General features: G+C 70.4%; 19 protein-coding genes and 1 riboswitch. All 19 genes read right to left on the bottom strand.

Annotation, left to right across the window (positions count from 1 at the left end; translation table 11 throughout):
* Positions 1-48 precede the first annotated feature (48 nt).
* The 19 genes from DNK54_RS02740 to DNK54_RS02650 all read right to left on the bottom strand — a co-directional run bounded on the left by DNK54_RS02740 (position 49) and on the right by DNK54_RS02650 (position 20,356).
* The gene (locus DNK54_RS02740) at positions 49-1,395 is read right to left on the bottom strand and encodes a serine hydrolase domain-containing protein (protein ID WP_110205391.1); all 1,347 of its coding nucleotides are present in this window, start codon (positions 1,393-1,395) and stop codon (positions 49-51) included.
* On the bottom strand, positions 1,392-4,223 hold the full coding sequence (gene gcvP / locus DNK54_RS02735) for an aminomethyl-transferring glycine dehydrogenase (protein WP_162602299.1): 2,832 nt from the start codon (positions 4,221-4,223) through the stop codon (positions 1,392-1,394). The genes DNK54_RS02740 and gcvP overlap by 4 nt, the downstream gene beginning before the upstream one ends.
* Positions 4,224-4,343: 120 nt before the next feature.
* Positions 4,344-4,440, bottom strand: a riboswitch (glycine riboswitch).
* Positions 4,441-4,478: 38 nt separating this feature from the next.
* On the bottom strand, positions 4,479-5,060 hold the full coding sequence (locus DNK54_RS02730; protein WP_110205389.1) for a MerR family transcriptional regulator: 582 nt from the start codon (positions 5,058-5,060) through the stop codon (positions 4,479-4,481).
* Positions 5,061-5,270: 210 nt separating this feature from the next.
* Positions 5,271-5,738 carry a bifunctional nuclease family protein gene (locus DNK54_RS02725; RefSeq protein WP_110205388.1) on the bottom strand — a complete coding sequence of 156 codons (468 nt, stop codon included), beginning with the start codon at positions 5,736-5,738 and terminating at the stop codon, positions 5,271-5,273.
* A gap of 62 nt (positions 5,739-5,800) precedes the next feature.
* Complete coding sequence (ftsR, locus tag DNK54_RS02720) at positions 5,801-6,490, bottom strand: transcriptional regulator FtsR (RefSeq protein ID WP_239459874.1); 690 nt, start codon at positions 6,488-6,490, stop codon at positions 5,801-5,803.
* Positions 6,491-6,545: 55 nt separating this feature from the next.
* The gene (locus DNK54_RS02715) at positions 6,546-7,061 is read right to left on the bottom strand and encodes an FHA domain-containing protein (protein ID WP_110205386.1); all 516 of its coding nucleotides are present in this window, start codon (positions 7,059-7,061) and stop codon (positions 6,546-6,548) included.
* Positions 7,062-7,129: 68 nt separating this feature from the next.
* Positions 7,130-7,516: a glycine cleavage system protein GcvH gene (gene gcvH, locus DNK54_RS02710; protein ID WP_110205385.1), complete on the bottom strand. Its 387-nt coding sequence runs from the start codon at positions 7,514-7,516 to the stop codon at positions 7,130-7,132.
* 77 nt (positions 7,517-7,593) lie between these two features.
* Complete coding sequence (locus DNK54_RS02705; RefSeq protein WP_110205384.1) at positions 7,594-8,373, bottom strand: DUF881 domain-containing protein; 780 nt, start codon at positions 8,371-8,373, stop codon at positions 7,594-7,596.
* Entirely contained in the window at positions 8,366-8,698 is a 333-nt protein-coding gene (locus DNK54_RS02700) for a small basic family protein (protein WP_110205383.1), read from the bottom strand. Before DNK54_RS02700 ends, DNK54_RS02705 begins: the two co-directional genes overlap by 8 nt.
* A complete protein-coding gene (locus DNK54_RS02695) occupies positions 8,695-9,543 on the bottom strand; it encodes a DUF881 domain-containing protein (RefSeq protein WP_110205382.1) in 849 nt (282 codons plus the stop codon). The genes DNK54_RS02700 and DNK54_RS02695 overlap by 4 nt, the downstream gene beginning before the upstream one ends.
* On the bottom strand, positions 9,536-10,168 hold the full coding sequence (clsA, locus tag DNK54_RS02690; RefSeq protein ID WP_275426243.1) for a cardiolipin synthase ClsA: 633 nt from the start codon (positions 10,166-10,168) through the stop codon (positions 9,536-9,538). Before clsA ends, DNK54_RS02695 begins: the two co-directional genes overlap by 8 nt.
* 9 nt (positions 10,169-10,177) lie before the next feature.
* The gene (locus tag DNK54_RS02685) at positions 10,178-11,227 is read right to left on the bottom strand and encodes a hemolysin family protein (protein WP_110205381.1); all 1,050 of its coding nucleotides are present in this window, start codon (positions 11,225-11,227) and stop codon (positions 10,178-10,180) included.
* Positions 11,220-12,575: a hemolysin family protein gene (locus tag DNK54_RS02680; protein ID WP_110205380.1), complete on the bottom strand. Its 1,356-nt coding sequence runs from the start codon at positions 12,573-12,575 to the stop codon at positions 11,220-11,222. Before DNK54_RS02680 ends, DNK54_RS02685 begins: the two co-directional genes overlap by 8 nt.
* Before the next feature lie 150 nt (positions 12,576-12,725).
* Complete coding sequence (gene icmF, locus DNK54_RS02675) at positions 12,726-15,953, bottom strand: fused isobutyryl-CoA mutase/GTPase IcmF (protein WP_110205379.1); 3,228 nt, start codon at positions 15,951-15,953, stop codon at positions 12,726-12,728.
* 29 nt (positions 15,954-15,982) lie between these two features.
* Positions 15,983-16,747 carry a helical backbone metal receptor gene (locus tag DNK54_RS02670; protein WP_110205378.1) on the bottom strand — a complete coding sequence of 255 codons (765 nt, stop codon included), beginning with the start codon at positions 16,745-16,747 and terminating at the stop codon, positions 15,983-15,985.
* A gap of 4 nt (positions 16,748-16,751) precedes the next feature.
* On the bottom strand, positions 16,752-18,143 hold the full coding sequence (locus DNK54_RS02665) for a DUF6297 family protein (protein ID WP_110205377.1): 1,392 nt from the start codon (positions 18,141-18,143) through the stop codon (positions 16,752-16,754).
* Positions 18,144-18,220: 77 nt separating this feature from the next.
* On the bottom strand, positions 18,221-18,865 hold the full coding sequence (locus DNK54_RS02660) for an ABC transporter ATP-binding protein (RefSeq protein ID WP_110205376.1): 645 nt from the start codon (positions 18,863-18,865) through the stop codon (positions 18,221-18,223).
* A complete protein-coding gene (locus DNK54_RS02655; protein ID WP_110205375.1) occupies positions 18,862-19,629 on the bottom strand; it encodes a DsbA family protein in 768 nt (255 codons plus the stop codon). The genes DNK54_RS02660 and DNK54_RS02655 overlap by 4 nt, the downstream gene beginning before the upstream one ends.
* Before the next feature lie 43 nt (positions 19,630-19,672).
* Positions 19,673-20,356, bottom strand: coding sequence for an acyltransferase (locus DNK54_RS02650; protein WP_239459873.1), 684 nt, complete (start codon positions 20,354-20,356; stop codon positions 19,673-19,675).
* Between the last annotated feature and the right edge of the window lie 46 nt (positions 20,357-20,402).

Raw genomic sequence — 20,402 nt, 5'->3', positions numbered from 1 at the left:
GCGTAGCTACGCACACCAAGCACCAGATTCCCCGCCCGGGCGGGGAATCTAGCCTCCGGCGGGCACGCCGCCGGGGATGGGGGCGGAGGGGTCGTAGGGGGTGCGGGTGAAGAGGAAGGTGGCGAGGTCGAGGTAGTGGACGGCGCCGTCGGGGGTGCGGACCACCGTCAGCTCCTCGCCGAGCTGGTAGCCGGCGGTGCCGATCCAGCGGCCGGCGTCGAGCCGGTACCGGTAGGTGACCGCGCCGGACTTGCGCACCACCAGCTCCCCGGACTCCCAGGTGAGCAGGTGCGGTGTCGGACCCCAGTACCAGGTACCGACGATCTCGCGTGCCTCGTCGGGAACGTCCGCGGACGGGGTCCAGGGCGCCGGGACCGTCGGCTCACTGGCTTCGAGCTCGGCAAGCAGATCGGCCGCCAACGACGAGGCAGGCATGCCGCTCATGGCGTTGGCGAAGGCGACCACACCGGTGCGGCGCTGCCGGTCGACGAAGCAGGTCGCGATGAAGCCGGGCATCGAGCCGGTGTGGCCCACCAGCGTGCCCGAGCCGCCGGCGAAGAGCTGGAAGCCCAGTCCGTGACCGCTCGTGAGCCCGCTCGCCAGGGCGCCGCTCTGCGGGATGTACGCCGCCTCGAGGGCGGCCTTCGGGAGCACCTCGTCGTGGCCGTCCAGGAGGAACTGCGCATAGCGCGTCAGGTCGGTGACCGTGCTCCACAGCTGACCGGCGGGGGCCATCGCACCGGTGTCGGGGTGCGGCTCGTCGATCGCCTCCCCGGTCCACGGATGGATGCTGGTGCCCTGTGCATGCGGCGCCTGGGCAAGGTAGGAGGTCCGACTCATGCCGAGCGGCGCGAGGATGCGGGACTGGACGTTCTCCCACCACGTGCCGCCACGCAGCCGCGCCACCACCTCGCCGAGCAAGCCGTAGGCCAGGTTCGTGTAGTGGAACTGCTCCCCTACCGGCAGCACCGCACCTGAGCCGTCGTTGGCGGCGGCCAGGTCGGCGAAGGAGCCCCCCTCACTCCGCTCCCACCAGGGCCCGTTGGGCTCCGCCTGCAGACCCGCGTTGTGGGCCAGCAGGGCGCGGATCGTCCGATCGGCGTACCCGACCTCGCCCAGCACGGAGCCCACCGAGTCGTCCAGCGCCAAGCGGCCCTCGTCAACCAACTGCAGGACGAGCACCGCGGTCATCGTCTTGGTGATCGAGCCGATCTTGTACTGCGTGTCCAGATGGTCTCCGGGCACGGCGCCGTACCCGGCACTCCAGACCAGGGAGCCGTCGCGGATCACGCCAGCGGCGATCGACGGCAGGCGGCCCTCCACCTGGGCACAGGCGACGCGAGAGAGCAGCCGGCGCGCGGTGACCGGCGCGACCGGGTCGACAGGCAGGCTCATTCGGCGAACGCCTCCGGAGACGGGCAGGAGCAGACCAGATTGCGGTCGCCGTACGCCTGATCGATGCGGGCGACGGCGGGCCAGTACTTGTCGGGGTCGATCCCGCTGGGGAAGACGGCGAGCTCCCGCGAGTATGCGCGCTCCCAGGCACCGACGAGCGCCCGGGCGGTGTGCGGGGCACCCCGCAGCGGCGACTCCTCGGCACTCCACTCGCCGGCGATCACCCGATCGATCTCGCCGCGGATCGCGATCATCGCGTCGCAGAAGCGGTCGAGCTCGGCCAGGTCCTCGGACTCCGTCGGCTCCACCATGAGGGTGCCGGCCACCGGGAACGACATGGTCGGTGCGTGGAAGCCGTAGTCGATCAGGCGCTTGGCCACGTCGTCCACGCTCACGCCGGACTCCTTGGTGAGCCCGCGCAGGTCGAGGATGCACTCGTGGGCGACGAGACCGTCGTGGCCCCGATAGAGCACCGGGTAGTGCTCGCCCAGTCGACTGGCGACGTAGTTGGCCGCGAGCACCGCCACCGCGGTGGCCCGGGTCAGCCCCGCCGCACCCATGAGCCGCACGTAGGCCCAGGAGATCGGCAGGATGCCTGCAGAGCCGTACGGCGCCGCGCTGATCGGCCCCACCCCTGCGCGCTTCGCCGGCTCGGGGTGCTGCGGGTGCGAGGGAAGGAACGGAGCGAGGTGCTCGCGCACCGCAACCGGCCCGACGCCGGGGCCGCCGCCCCCGTGCGGGATGCAGAAGGTCTTGTGCAGGTTGAGGTGGGAGACGTCGCCGCCGAACTCACCGGGCCGGGCGTAGCCCACGAGCGCGTTGAGGTTGGCGCCGTCGATGTAGACCTGGCCGCCCGCCTCATGCACGAGGGCGCACACCTCGGTGATCGTGTCCTCGTAGGCGCCGTGCGTGGAGGGGTAGGTCACCATGATCGCGGCGAGCGCGTCGCGGTGCTGCTCGCACTTGGCCCGAACGTCGGCGACGTCGATCGTGCCGTCGTCGCGGGAGGCGACCACCACCACGCGCATCCCGGCCATGACGGCCGAGGCCGCGTTGGTGCCGTGCGCGGAGGACGGGATCAGGCAGACGTCGCGGCCCTCGTCGCCACGCGCATGGTGGTAGCCGCGGATCGCGAGCAGGCCGGCGAGCTCTCCCTGCGAGCCGGCGTTGGGCTGGATCGAGACGCGGTGGTAGCCGGTGATCTCGGCGAGCCAGCCTTCGAGGTCGTCGACCAGCCTGCGGTAGCCCTCCGCGTCGGCGGCCGGTGCGAACGGATGCAGGTCGGCGAAGCCGGGCAGTGAGATCGGCTCCATCTCGGTGGTCGCATTGAGCTTCATCGTGCAGGACCCGAGGGGGATCATGCCCCGGTCCAGTGCGTAGTCGCGTCCGCTGAGCCGGCGCAGGTAGCGCAGCATCGCGGTCTCGCTGTGGTGGCTGTTGAAGACCTCGTGCTCGAGGTATCCCGAGGTACGACGTAGCTCGTCCGGAAGCACCTCGCCCGCGATACGGGCGAGCTCCTCCAGGTCGGTCACCTCGATGCCGAAGGCCACAAGCAGGCGGGCGACGACGTCGCGGTCGGTGGTCTCCGAGGTGGAGAGGCCGACCCGGTCGGCGTCCACCAACCGCAGCTGGATGCCTTCCTGGCGCGCCGCAGCCACCACGTCGGCGGCGCGACCCGGCACCCGGGCGACGACGGTGTCGAAGAACTCGGCGTGCTCGACCTCGAGGCCGGCATCGGTCAGAGCGCGGGCGACCAGCGCGGCGTAGCGATGGGTCCGGGCGGCGATGGTGCGCAGCCCGTGCGGCCCGTGGTGGACGGCGTACATCGATGCGGCGACAGCCAACAGCACCTGCGCCGTGCAGATGTTGGAGGTCGCCTTGTCACGACGGATGTGCTGCTCGCGGGTCTGCAGCGCCAGCCGGTAGGCCGGGCGGCCCTCCGCGTCGATGGAGACCCCGACCAACCGGCCGGGCAGGTGCCGCTCCAGACCGGGGCGGACCGCGATGTATCCGGCGTGTGGGCCACCGTTGAAGAGCGGTACGCCGAAGCGCTGGGTGGTGCCCACCGCGACATCGGCGCCGAGCTCACCGGGGGCGGCGAGGACGGTCAAGGCGAGCAGATCGGCGGCCAGGACCGCCAACGCGCCGCGCTCATGAGCGGCGTCGACGATCGTGCGCGGGTCGAGGATCCGGCCGGATGCGCCCGGGTATTGGAGCAGCACACCGCACAGGTCACCCTCCGGCAGCCCGGCGGCAAGGTCGGCGACGACCACCTCGATGCCCATCGCCTCCGCGCGCGTCCGGACCACGTCGATCGTCTGCGGCAGCGCGTCGGCGTCGACCACGAACGCGCCCGTCGCACCCCGGTTGGCACGGCGTACGAGCGTCATCGCCTCCGCGGCGGCGGTGCCCTCGTCGAGCAGTGAGGAGTTGGCGACCGGCAGGCCGGTGAGGTCGCCGACCATGGTCTGGAAGTTGATCAACGCCTCGAGCCGGCCCTGGCTGATCTCCGGCTGGTAGGGCGTGTAGGCGGTGTACCAGCTCGGGTCCTCGAAGAGATTGCGGCGGATCACCGCGGGCGTGATCGTGCCGTGGTAGCCGAGCCCGATCATCGACTCGCCGGGCTGGTTCTCGGCAGCCAGCGCGCGCAGCTCCGCGGCCACCTCACGTTCGGTGGCGGCAGCCGGCAGGGCGGCCTCGATCCGGGTCCGGATCTGCTCCGGCACGGCGGCCGCCATCAGGGTCTCGAGGCTCGTGTGCCCGACGGCGGCCAGCATGGTGGCCACCGCATCGTCGTCGGGGCCGATGTGCCGCCGTGCGAACGGCATGGCAGCGTCGAGATCGGAGAGGCTGGGCTGGTCGGTCACGACAAGGGCTCCTGCGGGGTCGGGAACGAGAGGCTACGTTCCTCCCCCTCTGTCACCCAGCGCGCTCAGCTCCAGAGTTGCCTGGTCCGCACGGTCCGGGCGCCTGAGAGGTTCCGGGGAGTGTTGCCCCTTCGGCGCTCCCCCGGCTGGCCGGAGAAGACTCTCCCGTGCGGGATCATCAGCCCGGGCAATCTATCACCCGGCGCCCCGGGACGCTCAGATAGCGCGCTTGGCGCGGCGCGCGGCGAGCTCGTCGGACGGGTCCGGCTCCCCCGCTGCCTCGAGCCGCTCACTCGGCAGGTCCGAGAGCGTGCCCTCGATCTCTCGCCACACGCCGCCGATGGCGATGCCGAAGACGCCCTGGCCGCCCTGGAGCAGGTCGATGACCTCGTCGTTGCTCGTGCACTCGTAGACCGAGGCGCCGTCGCTCATGAGCGTGACACGGGTCAGGTCGTCGGTGCCACGCTCGCGCAGGTGCTGCACCGCGGTGCGGATCTGCTGGAGCGAGATGCCGGTGTCGAGGAGCCGCTTGATCACCTTGAGGATCAAGATGTCGCGGAAGCTGTAGAGGCGCTGGGAGCCGCTGCCGCTCGCGCCGCGAACGGTGGGCTCGACCAGGCCGGTCCGGGCCCAGTAGTCGAGCTGCCGATAGGTGATCCCAGCCGCGCTGCACGCAGTGGGACCGCGATAGCCGAGGTCGTCGGGAACGGACGAGACGTCGTCGGTGAACAGGAGACCCTGCTCTTCCGCCGCCGCGACGGCCGCGCCCTCCTCGGGCACTCCGGTGTCGTTCAGCACGTGATCCTCCGCCTAACTACTCCGTTCAGCGTAACTCCCAGGGGGGAAGGTCGTCGCAGCAGGCCCGGCGACGACGCCGACAACCACAACGGTGGAGTTACAACAGAGACATCCACAAGGTACGGCGCCACCTGGGAGGCGGTCAACGTCCACGTCGGTGTGTCGCGCCCTCAACCTGAGGTTGAGGGTGAGGGCGGGTACGGCGTTCGGTCAGCCCTGCTCGAAGTCCTCGGGTGAGACGTGGTCGAGGAACTCGCGGAACTTCTCGACCTCGTCCTCCTGCTCGGCCGGAGCCGCGAGGCCGGCCTCGTCGAGCACCTCCTCGGAGCAGACGATCCGGCTGCCCGTCCGCAGGGCCAGCGCGATGGAGTCCGAGGGACGCGCGCTGATCTCCACACCCGAGGCAAGCACCAGCGTGGCGTAGAAGATCCCCTCCTGCACCTCGGTGATCTGCACCTCGGCCAAGCCGTTGCCCGTCTCCTCGAGGACCGTCTTGAGCAGGTCGTGGGTCAACGGCCGTGGCGGCACCACGCCCTGCTGGGCGAAGGCGATCGCGCTCGCCTCGACGGCGCCGATCCAGATCGGGAGGTAACGCTCCCCCGTCACCTCCCGGAGCAGCACGATCGGCTGGTTGGAGGGCATCTCCACTCTCACTCCGACGACGTCGACCTCACGCATGGCCCCAGCCTAGACGAGCCGCACCAAGCGCCGAGCAGCACTGGTCGGCGCTGCCGACCGGATCAGCCGAGCGCGCTCTTGACGAGCATCGCGTGCAGGCGTACCGACAGCGCAGCGATCTCGGCCGCGGTCTCCTCCGCGCGTGCCCGCGCCGAAGGGTCCCGGCCGTTGCGGACCGGGGCCACCGCCTGCTCGACCAGCCCTACCTCCCGGTCGGCTGCGGTCTTGAAGGCGCGCAGGTGACGAGGCTCAAGCCCGTAGCCGGCCAGGTCTGCGGCGGTGCGGGCGATCACCAGGTCGTCGGCGTCGTACTCGCCCTTGCGCCCGGCCCGCACCAGGCCGAACGTCTCGAGCTGGACGAGGAGCTCCTCGTCGATCTCCGCGACCTTGATCAGCTCCTTGCGGGAGAGTCGCAGGTCTGAGCGCTGTCGGAACGAGTCGGCCGACGGGAAGCCGTCTCCGGCAAGCGCGACCTGCGGTACCACCGGGCCGACCGGTTCGATCGCCGGCGGCTCCAGGCCCCGGTCGATCGCGTCGAGATGCTCACGGATCACCTTGAGCGGCAGGTAGTGGTCGCGCTGCATGCGCAGCACGTAGCGCAGCCGATCGACGTCGTGCTGCGTGAACTTGCGATAGCCGGCGGAGGTCCGCTCGGGATCGATCAGGCCCTCGGCCTCCAGGAAGCGGATCTTGGAGATCGAGATGCCGGGAAAGTCCTCGCGCAGGGTGGCGAGGACCTCCCCGATGTTCATCCTCCGGGCGCCCCCGGAGCGGGGTGTCGGGTCAGCCGAGACCGGCACCATGGCGTCAGGCGCCCTGGCCCGGGTGGCCGTTGAAGAACACCAGACGGAACTTGCCGATCTGGACCTCGTCTCCGTCCGCGAGGGTGACCTCGTCGATCCGATCCCGGTTGACGTAGGTGCCGTTGAGGCTGCCGACGTCGCTGACGGTGAAGGTCAGGCCGGTACGCCGGAACTCGGCATGGCGGCGCGAGACGGTCACGTCGTCGAGGAAGATCTCGCTCTCCGGGTGGCGGCCCGCGGTCACCAGGTCGGTGTCGAGCAGGAACCGGGCGCCGGCGCTCGGACCACGCTGGACGACCAGCAGCGCATGGCCGGTGGGCAGTCCCTGGACCGCCGCGGAGTCGGCCGGGCTCAGCGAGCGCTCGTCGCCCTCGCCCTTCTCCGGCGCTCCGAAGGTGATGGTCGCGGTGGACTCCACCGCAGGCTCGGCGGCCTCCGGCTGGACCAGGCGCTGGCCGCACTGCGAGCAGAACCTGGCATCGTCAGGATTCCGGTTCCCGCAGCTGGTGCAAAACGGCATCTGCCCACTCTCCCGGTGTGGAACGGCTCGACCCTCAACGCATGGTCGAGGTTGACCCTGTCAACCTATCAGCCGTCCACAGAGGCTCGGTAGGCGTTTGCATCCATCAGGCCGCTCAGCTCGCCGCGATCCGCCGGCACCAGCTCGAAGAGCCACCCGGCGCCGTACGGGTCGGTGTTGACCAGCTCCGGCGTCGCCTCGAGCGCGGTGTTGAGCGCGACCACCTCGCCGGCGATCGGCACGTAGACGTCGCTCACCGACTTGGTCGACTCCAGCTCCCCTACTGCTTCGCCGGCAGAGACGGTGCGGCCGACGTCGGGAAGCGAGACGTAGACGATGTCGCCGAGGGCGTCCTGGGCGTAGTCGGTGATGCCGATCCGGACGGAGCCGGTGGCCTCGCCGGGCTCGCGGACCCACTCGTGCTCGGCGGTGTAGGACAGGTCGTCGGGAAACACACGAACTCCTCGCTGGACGATCGGCCGCCGGGCGGCGGGCCGGGGTGGACTCTACTCATGGCGACGGGCGCGCTGAACTACTCGCCCTCGTCGGGGTGGGCGAAGCGTGCCTCCGGCTCCTCCACCACGCTGTCGATGACGATCTCGTCGGACTCGGTCGCCACCAGGGTGCCGCCCACCCGCTCGACCCGCTCGGTGGGCCCATCGGGGAAGACCAGAGCGTCCGACAGCGTCCTCGGCTCGCCGATCACGTCGATCACGTAGGGGTTGGTGAGCAGCACGCCGTCGACGGTGATCCCCTGGGAGTTCTCCGCTACCGAGCTCTGCGCGATGAACCGGATGGAGTCGTTGAACTCGATCGCCTCGGCCCCCGCCGCCCGCAGTTCCTGGATCGTGTCGAGCAGCAGGCTGGCGCGCACCTCGCCGGCCTGGTCGTCGATCGTGATCCGGATGCCGGGCCCCTGGGCCCCGACCAGGCCGGCGAGGATCCCGTAGATCTGGGCATCCTTGCGCGCCTGTTCCAGGGCGGCCTGCCGCTGCGAGCTGCTGGAGCGCAGCTTCTCCTGCGTCGAGCGGAGCTGGTCGATCTCGCGTTCGGCGCGCTGGGTGTTGGTGGAGAGGCCGTCGAGGACGCGGACCAGGTCGTCCTGGCGCAGCCCCGTGTACTTGTCGTCGCGCTCGTTGGACTGCACCTGGGTCATCGCGGCGAAGCCGACGCCCGCCAACGCGATCGCGATGATCACGTTGGCACGGGTCGGCTTGGAGAAGAAGTCCTTCTTGAGCCGCGCGCGGGCGTCCGCGGGACGGTGGTCCGCGGGACGGTGGTCCGCGGGACGGGGCTCGGGCTGCTCAGGCATGGAACACGTGCCGCCTGATCGCCGCGACGTTGGAGAAGATACGGATGCCGAGGACCACGATGACCGCGGTGGTCAGCTGGCCGCCGACGCCCAGCTTGTCGCCCAGCCACACGATGGCCGCCGCGATCACCACGTTGCTGACGAACGACACCACGAAGACCTTGTCGTCGAAGATGCCGTCGAGGTGTGCGCGCAGGCCGCCGAAGACGGCGTCCAGCGCGGCCACGACCGCGATCGGCAGGTAGTACTCCAACCACACGGGAACGTCGGGCTGCAGCACCAACCCGAGGACGATCCCGGCCAGAAGGCCGAGGGCTGCGGTCACGGTGTCACTCCCTTGCTGTCCGGAGGCTCGACATAGGGAACAGCCTCCCTCAGGTATGGCTGGCTACGGCCAGGCAGGTCCAGGTTCGACTCGTTGTCGATGTCGAACTCGAAGCCGAACGCGTTGCGGAGCCCGAGGAACGTGGAGCCGGCCGAGGACTCGGCGAAGCCCGCCTGCAGCCGGTTCTGGTCGCCGATCGCCTCGATCACGTACGGCGGCCGCAGCGGTCGGGTCTTGACGTGGATGGCCTGGTTGACCGTGCGGATCCCGGTCAGCGCGGTGAGCCGCTGCCCGTTCACCGCGACGGCCTCGGCACCGGCCTCCCACAGCCCGTAGACGAGGGTGGCCAGGTCCTCGTCGCGCACCACGCCGTCTCCGGACCCGTCAGCCGAGTTGTTCAGCCGGACCCGCACTCCTTCACCGTGCACCGGCAGATAGCCCGTGTACGCCGCCAGGTCGGTCAACTTGCGGCTCGCCGACTGCTCGGCCTTGGTCTGCTTGCCGAGTCCCGTCTCAAGCTCCGTGTTGGCCTCTCGCAGGTCAGCGAGCTCCTTCTGCTTGTCGGCCAGCCGGTCACGTTCCGTGCCGATCTGGCGGACCAGGGCCTGCCGGCTCTCCTCGGTGGTCGCCGCGTCCCGGGAGGTCTGGACCGCCGCGATGACGATCAGGAGTCCGAAGAGGGCGGTCACCACGGCCGCCATCCGATGACCTCCGGACGGGGGCGTATCGCCACCGCCGGCGAGCGCCCGCCGGGCCGCCACATGCTCGTAGTCCTCGTCGAGCGAGGCGTTGGTGATCCGGCTGAGGAGCGGTTGGACCACATGCTCGGGCAGGCGGTCAGGCATCGGTGGCCGGCTCCCCCCGCGGCTCGTTCCTCAGCAGGACCCGCACCTGCCAGGCATAGAGGATCCCCGCCCACCAGTACAGTCCGATCCCCCAGAAGGCGAACGACCAACCGAAGACCTGCGCGAGGGTCGCCACGGTCCCGTCGCCGTCGCCGAGGAGCAGCAGCGGGAAGGCGTAGAGCAGGTTGAAGGTCGCAGCCTTGCCGAGGAAGTGCACCGGCAGGGCGGAGTAGCCCCGCGTCCTCAGGAACGGCACCAGCCCCCACAGGAGCAGGTCGCGCAGCGGCAGCAGCAGGGCCACCCACCAGGGGATCACGTCGCGCATCGCGAGACCGACGACCACGGCCAGGATGTAGAGCCGATCGGCGATCGGATCGAGGAGCTCCCCGAGCGACGAGCGCTGGTCGAGTCGTCGGGCCAGGTAGCCGTCCAGCCAGTCCGAGACTCCGGAGACCATGAGGAGGCCCAACGCCCAGCCGTCCGCCTCAGGCACGAGCACCAGCCACAGGAAGACCGGCACACCGAGCAAGCGGAGCATGCTCAAAGCGTTGGGCACCGTCCAGATCCGATCGGATGCCCGCTGAACCTCCTGCACGGGCACCACCCTAGACGAGCGACCCCGCAGGTCGCGGAGTCAGTCCGCCGTCTCCAGGTGCGCGGCGTCGCGGATCTCGCCGACCAGCTCCTCGAGCACGTCCTCGAGCGTGGCCAGCCCGTGGGTACGTCCCTCCTCGTCGACCACCCGGGCCATGTGCGCTCCCCTGCGCTGCAGGGTCTCCAGCGCGTCGTGCAGGGTGTCCGCCGGGCGTACGGCGGCGAACGGGTGGATCCACTTGTCGTCGACCACCCGGTCGCGTCGGGCGGGGTCCGTCTCGAGCACGTCCTTGATGTGCAGGTAGCCGATCGGGTCGCCGTCACCGTCGCAGACCGGGAAGCGGGAGAAGCCGGTCGCTGCACAGAGGTCCTCGACGTCGGCGGCGGTGCACTGACGGGGCAGCGTCGTCATGGAGGCCATCGGCAGCAGCACCGACTCCACCGTCCGCTCGGTGAAGCCGAGAGCACCGGCCAGGCGGTCGTACTCGTCGGCCTCGATCAGTCCCTCGCCGCGGGACTCCTCGACCAGCGCCGCCACCTCCTCGCGGGTGAAGGTCGAGCTCACCTCGTCGCGGGGCTCGACCCGGAGCGCGCGCAGCACCAGGTTGGCCACCGCGTTGAGGGTGACGATCAGCGGTCGCAGCACGGTCACGATGCCGACCATCGGCGGACCCAGCACGAGAGCGGCCCGGTCCGGTCCGGCGATCGCGATGTTCTTGGGCACCATCTCGCCGAGCACGACGTGCAGGAAGACGACGATCGTCAGGGCGATCGCGAAGGCGATCGGATGCACCAGCTGATCCGGCACGTCGAGCGACTCGAAGAGCGGCTCCAGCAGGTGGGCCACGGCCGGCTCGCCGACGGCACCGAGGCCGAGCGAGCAGATGGTGATGCCGAGCTGGGCACCAGCCATCACGAGGGAGACGTTCTCCATCGCGGTCAGCGTGGTGCGGGCGAGCTTCGAACCCGCCTGCGCGCGCGGTTCGATCTGCGTGCGTCGCGCGGAGACGAGAGCGAACTCGGCCCCGACGAAGAACGCGTTGAGCGCCAGCAGGACGACGGCGATGAGCACAGCGGTCAGGTCACTCACTGAGATCCTCCTCCCGGGTCCACATCCGGATCCGGTCGATGCGACGACCGTCCATGCGCTCCACCTTCAGCACCGCGACCTGGCGTGGCGGAGGCACCTCGTCGTTGTCCACGAAGGGCGCCGGGAGCGGCACCTCGACCTGGTCGCCGGCGAGCGGGATCCTGCCAAGCACCTGGAGCACCAGGCCGGCGACCGTGTCGTAGTGCTCGCTGTCGGGGAGCGTCACCTCGGTGAGGTCCTCGACCTCGTCGGGGCGGAGCAGTCCGGAGAGCGACCAGGTGCCGTCGCGACGCTGCCGGCCGCGGGCACCGAGCCGGTCGTGCTCGTCGGAGATGTCGCCGACGATCTCCTCGACGACATCCTCGAGGGTCACGATGCCGGCATGGCCGCCGTACTCGTCGAGCACCACCGCCATCTGGAAGCCGTCACGGCGCAGCAGTGCGAGCAGCGGGTCGAGCCGGAGCGAGTCGGGCACCACGATCGGCTTCACCATGATGTGCTTGATCTTGGTGGTGGCCCGCTCGTGCAACGGCAGGGCGACCGCGTGCTTCACGTGCACGGTGCCGACCACCGTGTCGGTCTCGTCGAGGACAGGGAAGCGCGAGTGGCCGGTGTTGCGGGTCAGCTCCAGCACGGTCTCGGCGCGGTCACCGGTCTCCACCGTGGTCGTGCGCATCCGCGGCGTCATGATCTCGCCCGCGGTGCGGCTGCCGAACTCGACCGAGCGCTCCATGAGCTCCGCGGTGTCGGCGTCCAGTGTTCCCTGGTCGGCCGAGCGGGCGATCAGCGAGGCGAGCTCGGTACTGGTGCGGGCCGAGCGGAGCTCCTCCTGCGGCTCGACTCCCAGGCGGCGTACCAGGAAGTTCGCGGAGCCGTTGAGCACGCGGATCGGGCCGCGCATCAGCGCCGTGAACCCCCGCTGCAACGGCGCTGTCGCCTTCGCGGTCCGCATCGGCAGCGCGATGGCCAGGTTCTTGGGCACCAGCTCGCCGAAGATCATGGTGACCGCGGTGCTCAGCACCAAGGCGATCGTGAGCGCCGTCGGGTGGAGGGCTCCGCCGGGCACCCCGGCAGCCGCCAGCGGATCGTGGAGCAGTGCCGCGATCGCCGGCTCGGCGAGGAAGCCGATGGCGAGGTTGGTGACCGTGATCCCGACCTGGGCCCCGGAGAGCTGCGTCGAGAGGCTGCGCAGCGCGTGCTGCACCGAGTCGGCGCCGGCATCACCGTCGGCCACCGCGCGCTCGACCGCTGCCCGGTCGACTGTCACCAACGCGAACTCGGCCGCGACGAAGACACCACAAGCGAGCACCAGGAGCACTGCGGCGCCCAGCAGAATCCATTCGATCACCGTGCCCTCCCCCGGTCGGCGGGATCAACGGGCCAGCTACTTTGAGAACCGTCCATGAGGGTTCGGAGTGCACCTAACTGCTCGGGGTCTGCGTGGATCGAGCCCTCAGCCTACAGAACCGCTCCACGCGGCTCCCGCTCCGCGCCCACCTCAGAGGTTGCGCCGATACTGGCCGCCGACCTCGAAGAAGGCCTCGGTGACCTGCTGAAGCGAGCAGACCCGAGCGGCGTCCATGAGCACCGCGAAGATGTTCTCTCCGGAGACCGCGGCCTCCTTGAGGCGGTCCAGGGCCAGCTCGGCCTCGGACCGATGCTCCTCGCGGAACGCGCGGACCCGGGCGAGCTGGGACTCCTTCTCCGCCTCGGTGGCGCGCGCGAGCTCGACGGTGGGCGGCTCCTCCTCGGACTGCGGCTTGCGGAAGGTGTTCACGCCGATGATCGGCAACGAGCCGTCGTGCTTGCGGTGCTCGTAGAGCATCGACTCGTCTTGGATCCGGCCCCGCTGGTAGCCGGTCTCCATCGCCCCGAGGACGCCGCCGCGCTCGTTGATCCGGTCGAACTCGGCCAGCACCGCCGCCTCCACGAGGTCGGTCAGCTCGTCGATGATGAACGATCCCTGGAGCGGGTTCTCGTTCATCGCCAGCCCCCACTCGCGATTGATGATCAGCTGGATGGCCAGCGCACGGCGGACCGACTCCTCGGTGGGCGTGGTGACCGCCTCGTCATACGCGTTGGTGTGCAGCGAGTTCGCGTTGTCGTAGATCGCGATGAGTGCCTGCAGGGTGGTCCGGATGTCGTTGAAGTCCATCTCCTGGGCGTGCAGCGACCGACCACTGGTCTGCACGTGGTACTTCAGCTTCTGGCTCCGCTCCCCCGCGCCGTACTTCTCCTTCATCGCCACCGCCCAGATGCGGCGGGCAACCCGGCCGATCACCGAGTACTCCGGGTCCATGCCGTTGGAGAAGAAGAAGGAGAGGTTGGGTGCGAAGTCGTCGATGTCCATCCCACGGGCCAGGTAGGCCTCGACGTAGGTGAAGCCGTTGGCGAGCGTGAACGCGAGCTGGCTGATCGGGTTGGCCCCGGCCTCTGCGATGTGGTAGCCGGAGATGGAGACCGAGTAGAAGTTGCGCACCTGGTTCTGGATGAACCACTCCTGGATGTCAGCCATGCAGCGCAGGCTGAACTCCGTGGAGAAGAGGCAGGTGTTCTGCCCCTGGTCCTCCTTGAGGATGTCCGCCTGCACGGTGCCGCGCACGTTGGCGACGGCGTACGCCGCCAGCTGGGCCCGCTCCCCGTCGTCGGGCTGGCGCCCCTCCTTGGCCACGAACGCGTCGACCTGCTGGTCGATCACCGTGTTGAGGAAGAACGCGAGCACCGTCGGCGCCGGGCCGTTGATGGTCATCGAGACCGAGGTGGTCGGCGCCACCAGGTCGAAGCCGTCGTAGAGCTCCTTCATGTCGTCGAGCGTGGCGACGGAGACACCTGAGGTGCCCACCTTGCCATAGACGTCGGGCCGCGGATCGGGGTCGCGGCCGTAGAGCGTCACGGAGTCGAAGGCCGTCGAGAGGCGGGTCGCCTCGCTGTCCTCGGAGAGCACCTTGAAGCGACGGTTGGTGCGAGCCGGGTCGCCCTCGCCCGCGAACATCCGGGCCGGGTCCTCGCCGTCGCGCTTGAAGGGGAAGACCCCGGCGGTGAACGGGAAGTAGCCCGGCAGGTTCTCCTTGCGCCAGAAGCGCACCAGCTCACCGTGGTCGGCGAACCGCGGCAACGAGACGCGCGGCACCTTGGTGCCCGCCAGCGACTCCTTCGTGAGCCGGGTGTGGATCTCGCGGTCCCTCACCGTGACCACCTGCTCGTCGCCCGAGTAGGACTCCACGACGGCCGGCCAACCCGCGATCTGGTCGGCGATCTCGTGCGGCACCTCCCGCCGAGCCTGGTCGAGCAGAGCCGGCACGGCGCCGGAGTCGGCACTCGCACGCTCGAGCTCGCCGGCGACCTCCTCGAATCGCTGCACCCGCCGGGCCGCCTCGACGTACTCCTCGGTTCGCGCGTGGTAGCCGCGCACGCTCTCGGCGATCTCGGAGAGATACCGGACGCGGCTGCCGGGCACCACCTGGGCGATCCCCGAGGAGTGCCGTACGCCGACCCGCGGCAACAGGCCCTCGGCGAGAGCCAGGCCGTGCTCGGCCAGCGCGTCGCGCAGGTGCTGGTAGAGCGCGGTCACGCCGTCGTCGTTGAAGGTCGCGGCAGAGGTGCCGAAGACCGGCATCTCCTCGGGCTTCTGGCCGAACGCCTCGCGGTTGCGGACCAGCTGCCGGGCGACGTCGCGCAACGCGTCCTCGGCCCCGCGGCGCTCGAACTTGTTGATCGCGACGGTGTCGGCGAAGTCGAGCATGTCGATCTTCTCGAGCTGGGAGGCGGCGCCGAACTCGGGAGTCATCACGTAGAGGGAGTGGTCGACGAAAGGCAGGATGCCCGCGTCGCCCTGACCGATGCCTGGGGTCTCCACGATCACCAGGTCGTTGCCGGCCGCCTTCATCACGGCGATGACGTCGGCCAGACCGTCGGGGATCTCCCGCTCACCGCGCGTGGCCAGCGACCGGAAGGTGGTCGTCACGCCGTCCAGCGAGTTCATCCGGATCCGGTCGCCCAGCAGCGCGCCACCACCCCGGCGGCGGGTCGGGTCGACCGCGATGACCGCGACCCGGAGCTTGTCGGCCTGGTCCACCCGGAACCGCCGCACCAGCTCGTCGGTCAGGCTCGACTTGCCGGATCCGCCGGTGCCGGTGATGCCGAGCACCGGCACCCGCCGGCCTGCGGCGGCGGCAAGGAGCTCGGCGCGGAAGTCGTCGGGCAGCTCGGCGTTCTCGGCACCCGTCACCGCGCGAGCGACGGCGAACCTGTCACCCGCGAGCACAGCGTCGACGTCGACCTGACGCTGCTGCCAGAGATCGACGTCGCACGCGCGGACCATCGAGTTGATCATCCCCACGAGACCCATCCGCTGCCCGTCCTCGGGCGAGAAGATGGTGACGCCGCTGCTCTTGAGCCGGGCGATCTCCTCGGGCACGATCACACCGCCCCCGCCACCGTAGACCTTGACGTGGCCGGCGCCGCGCTCGGCGAGCGACTGGGTGAGGTACTCGAAGTACTCGACGTGGCCGCCCTGGTAGGAGGAGACCGCCACGCCCTGCACGTCCTCCTCGACCGCAGCCTCGACGACCTCCTGGACGGAGCGGTTGTGGCCGAGGTGGATCACCTCGACGCCCTGGCTCTGCAGGATCCGCCGCATGATGTTGATCGAGGCGTCATGGCCGTCGAAGAGGCTCGATGCGGTCACGAATCGCACGGCGTTGGCCGGCCGGTGCAGCTGCGTCACGGTCCACTCCCTGGAGTTAGTAGGACTTCCTAGTAAATAGTAGGACGTCCTAGCAATCTCGACAACTCCGCGTGCGCCTCGACCAGCGAAGGGCCGTACCAGGTCAGTAGCCGACCGCTCAACAGGACGGTCTCGATCCCCTCGAACACCTCGGGGCCGTCGTCGGCCGAGAAGACGTAGGGCTCGTCGGGCAGAAGCACGAGGTCGGGGCGGAGAGCACCGATCTCTGCGAGCTCCACCCGCGGATAGCGATCCTCGGCACCGACGAAGACGTTGCGCCAGCCGAGGCGGCGCAGCAGGTCGCCGGCGAAGGTGTCCCGGCCCACCACCATCCAGGGGTCCCGCCAGATCGCCACCGCCACGCTCCCGCGCACGGGTGCCGCCGACCGCCACAGCCCCGCTGCCTCCTGGAGCCAGGCCGGGCGTCCCACGTCGAGAACCTCCACGAGCAGCCTCTCCATCGCCATGATCGCCTGCGGCACCGACTCGGTGCGCGTCACCCAGACCGGTACGCCCGACTCGCGGAGCCGACGTACGTCGAGCTCCCGGTTCTCCTCCTCGTTGGCGATTACGAGGTCGGGCGCCAGCGCGCGGATCGCGGCCAGGTCGGGATTCTTGGTGCCGCGCACCCGGACGACCTCCAGGTCGGGCGGATGGCTGCACCACTGCGTGGCACCGACCAGCAGCTCCGGCGCCGTCGCGGCGATCGCCTCGGTTAGCGAGGGCACCAGGCAGACCACCCGGCGGACCGCGGCGGGCAGGTCGACCTCCACCCCCAGATCGTCGCGGAGCACAGGCTCACTTCCTTCCACACAGATAGGCGAGGACACCGAGGGAGAGCAGCATCGAGAGCAGGGGTCCGTTGCCCAGCGGCTGGAACAGCAGCGGGAGCACGCCGAGCAGCGCGACGTCGAAACCACGGAAGACACTGCCGTAAAGGTTCGTCGGCACGCCACCGGCGGGGCTCGACACCAGGGGGCGGCCGTAGTCCGGTGGCCGTCCGGTCACCCACCGTGTTCCGGCAGCCAGTCCGGCAAGCCCGGCTGCCAGCCCCAGCGGCACCACCCCGGCGGCGGTCCAGCCCGTCGTCAGGTGCAGCGCACCGGCACTGGCCAGGCCGTGGCCGATCAGCAGGACTCCCGGCACGACGAGCGCCGCCGCGCGCGTCGGTGCGAGCGGCGTCGGGAAGATCCGCACCATCCCCTGGGATCGGGTCAGCACCCGCAGCGACACCAACAACGGCAGGACGAGGCCGAAGCAGACCAGCACCTCCACGACCACCACGACGATCCCGCCGCCGACCGCGGCGACGGCGTACGGCACCAGGAGGGAACCGACCAGCAGGAGCAGCCGACCGGGTGAGCGGCGCAGGCGTACGACGTCGCGCCAGACCAGCGCCGCCAGGCCGGCGGGGCCGCCGCGCACCGGACGGGCCGCACCTCTCCGCCTGGTGCCGTGCGCGACCAGCACGTCGAACATGAGGGCGAGGTCCAGGGCGGCGAGGGCGCCGCCCACGCCCGGCATCAGCGCTCCGCCCGGTGCGACATCGGCACGACGCAGACGCGCGGTCAGGGGCCGTGCCCGCAACGCAAGAGCCAGAGCCCCGATCCACAGTGCTCCCGTCGCCCAGGCGGCGTACCCGCCGGCGCCGTCGAGTGTCGGAGCCGTCGAGGTCGCGATCGCCGTGAGGCCGACGGCCACCGCCGCCAGGCTGAGCGGGCCGAGCAGCACCGCCGGGTGTCGCGAACCCGGGCCGAAAGGCTGCGCATGCACCAGTGCGCCTACGCCGCAGGCGGCCGCACCCGCCGCGCCCAGGGTGAACCAGACCATGGAGCGCACTCCGTAGCCGGAGAGGGTCGCTGCCGATGCCGCGACCGGGGCAAGCACGACCGCGGCCAGGAGGCCGGCCCCCCAGACGCGAGCGCGGAGCAGGCTTCCGCGATCCAACGGCGTCGGCACCATCCAGCCGGCCACCCCGGGACTCACCGCGACCGGGCCGACGAGCCGGGCCACCGACCATGCGCCGGCGAGTGCTGCACCGACCAGGATCCAGGGCGCGATCCCGCGCGCCGCCGCGCAGTCCGCGGCCGTGCAGGCCTGGTCGCTCAGGTGCGACACGTTGACGAGGACGCTGACCAGCATCGACCCGAGCATCGCGGCGGCCAAGAGCCAGATGTAGACGTCCTGCAACGCCTCGCCGAGGGAGACGGTGCGGCGACTCCTCCGCCAGTGCCGGATCTCCGCCCACAGGGCGGCGGACTCGCTGCTCAGGTCGTCCTCCCCAGGGTGACGACCTCGTCGGCGACGGCCTCCACCAGCACCGGGGAGTGGCTCGCCAGCACGATCGCCAGGCCGGCCCTCTTCTCGGCACGGAGGCGCTCGACCAGCCACTCGACGCCCTCCGTGTCGAGACGCTGCTCGGGCTCGTCGAGGACCAGCAGCCGCCGGGGACGTACGAAGGCACTGGCCAACGCCAGCCGGCGCCGCTGGCCGGACGAGAGGGAGACCGGGAACTGCCCCGACTGCGCGCTGAGGCCCACCTCGCGCAGCACCTCGTCGACGTGGGCGTCGGGGTCGGGCACCCGGTGCGCACGGGCGAAGAGATCAAGGTGCTCGACGACGGTGAGGTCCGGGAAGAAGTCGAGGTCGTCCATGACCACCGCCATCGCTGCGCGGATCGTCGCCGAGCGCTCGTCGAGCTCCTCCCCCAGCACCTCGATACGACCCTCGTCGGGCTGATCGGCGCCGGTGATGCACTTCAGTGCGGTGGACTTGCCTGAGCCGTTGGGACCCACCAGCACCGTGGCGACTCCGGCCGGCACCTCCAGCTCGAGGCCATCGAGCACGCGGTGATCGCCGAACGCCTTGACGAGCCCCTGCACGCGCAGCACCGGCGCAGCCGTCGTGCTCATCGCAGTGCGCGCAGCAGCCGCTCGGCGCGGTCCGCGGGCGCTCGGTCCTCCTCGAAGACCTCACCGTCCAGCAGCACGGTGGGGGTGCCACGCACCTCGGCTTCCTCGGCCGCATCGGTGGCACGCGCGACCCACTCCTTTCCGGAACCGGTCTCGAGCCCCGCGCGCACGGCGTCGGCGTCCGCACCGGCCTCGACCGCGCGCGCCACGAACCACTCGCGGCCAGGGTTGTCCGCACGCTCCTCGGGCTGCTGCGCGTAGAGGATCTGATGGAACTTCGCCGCCGTCTCCGGGCCGGCCTCCTCGAGTACCACCGCAAAGGTCGCGGCAGCGTCGACGGACCAGCCGCCGAGCAGGTCGAAGGGACGGTAGGCCACGCGCACCTTGCCCTCCGCAGCGAGAGAGGCGAGCTCGTCGCCGAGCTTCCGCTCCAGCACGCCGCAGACCGGGCACCGGAAGTCCTCGTAGATGATCACGTCGTGGGGAGCGCCCTCCTCCCCCAGGACCAGCTCCTCGGCCACCGCGCCGATCTCGGGTGCGTCGACGTCCGGCGTGATCTTCTGCATGACCAGGTAGCCGATGCCGGTCACCACCAGCAGGGCGAGCACGATCAGACTCATCCGCTTGGCGACGGCGAACCGCTGCCGCTGGGCGCGCTGCCTGTCGCGCACGACCTTCGCCTCGGCAGGGGTGACGACGGTCGGCCGGGTGGTCGCACGTCGCTGCTGGACCTGCTGATGCTGTCGCTTCTTGGACTTGCTCACGTCATCTTCCCTATCAGTGGGTGCTCACGCACGAGGTCGTGACCTAACCCTGCATGAGCCGGTCAAGGTCGTTCGCCGTCACGATCGGGCGTACGTCGTCGCCCCGCTGCCCGACCCAACCGACGCCGGGCTCGAGGCGGCGCACCAAGCGGGCGGGGATGCCCGCGACGACAGCGTGGTCGGGGATCTCGCCACGCACGACCGATCCGGCCCCGACGACGACGTTCCGGCCTATCCGCGTGCCCGGCAGGACCATTGCGCCGTGGCCGATCCAGGTCCCGGCGCCGATGCTGACCGGTTGGTGCTTGCCGAGCTGGCGACCGACCGGCACCTCCGGATCCTGGTAGCCGTGACTGGCGTCGGAGACGAAGACGCCCTGGCCGAACCAGACGTCGTCGCCGATCTCGATCGACTCATGGGCGGTCACCGTGCAACGGGCGCCGATCACGCAGCGGTCACCGATCACCAGGCCTCGGTCGGGTACGTGCGGATCCGCCACCCCGTAGCCGACGGTGAGCGTCACCTGCCTCCCGATCAGCGTCTCCCGGCCGATGTGGATGGCGTGCTCTCCCAGGAGAGTGGCCTGTGGAAACCCGATGCAGCTCGCCTCACCGAAGCTGCCGAAGCGCGCGGCGATCCGGGTGCCTGGGGTGATCTCACCGATCCACTCGACCCCGCGCAGGGCGGCGTGCAGGACGGGGCTCAGCAGGGTTCGCAGCAGGGGCACGGGCCTGAGCGTAGAGGTTCCCCCCGCAGGCTCCGTCGGGGTGGGC

The sequence above is a fragment of the Nocardioides daejeonensis genome, assembly GCF_003194585.1.
In the GTDB taxonomy this organism is placed as follows: domain Bacteria; phylum Actinomycetota; class Actinomycetes; order Propionibacteriales; family Nocardioidaceae; genus Nocardioides; species Nocardioides daejeonensis.
The sequence above is the reverse complement of the archived record's forward strand: the minus strand, read 5'-3'. Positions and strand labels throughout refer to the sequence as shown.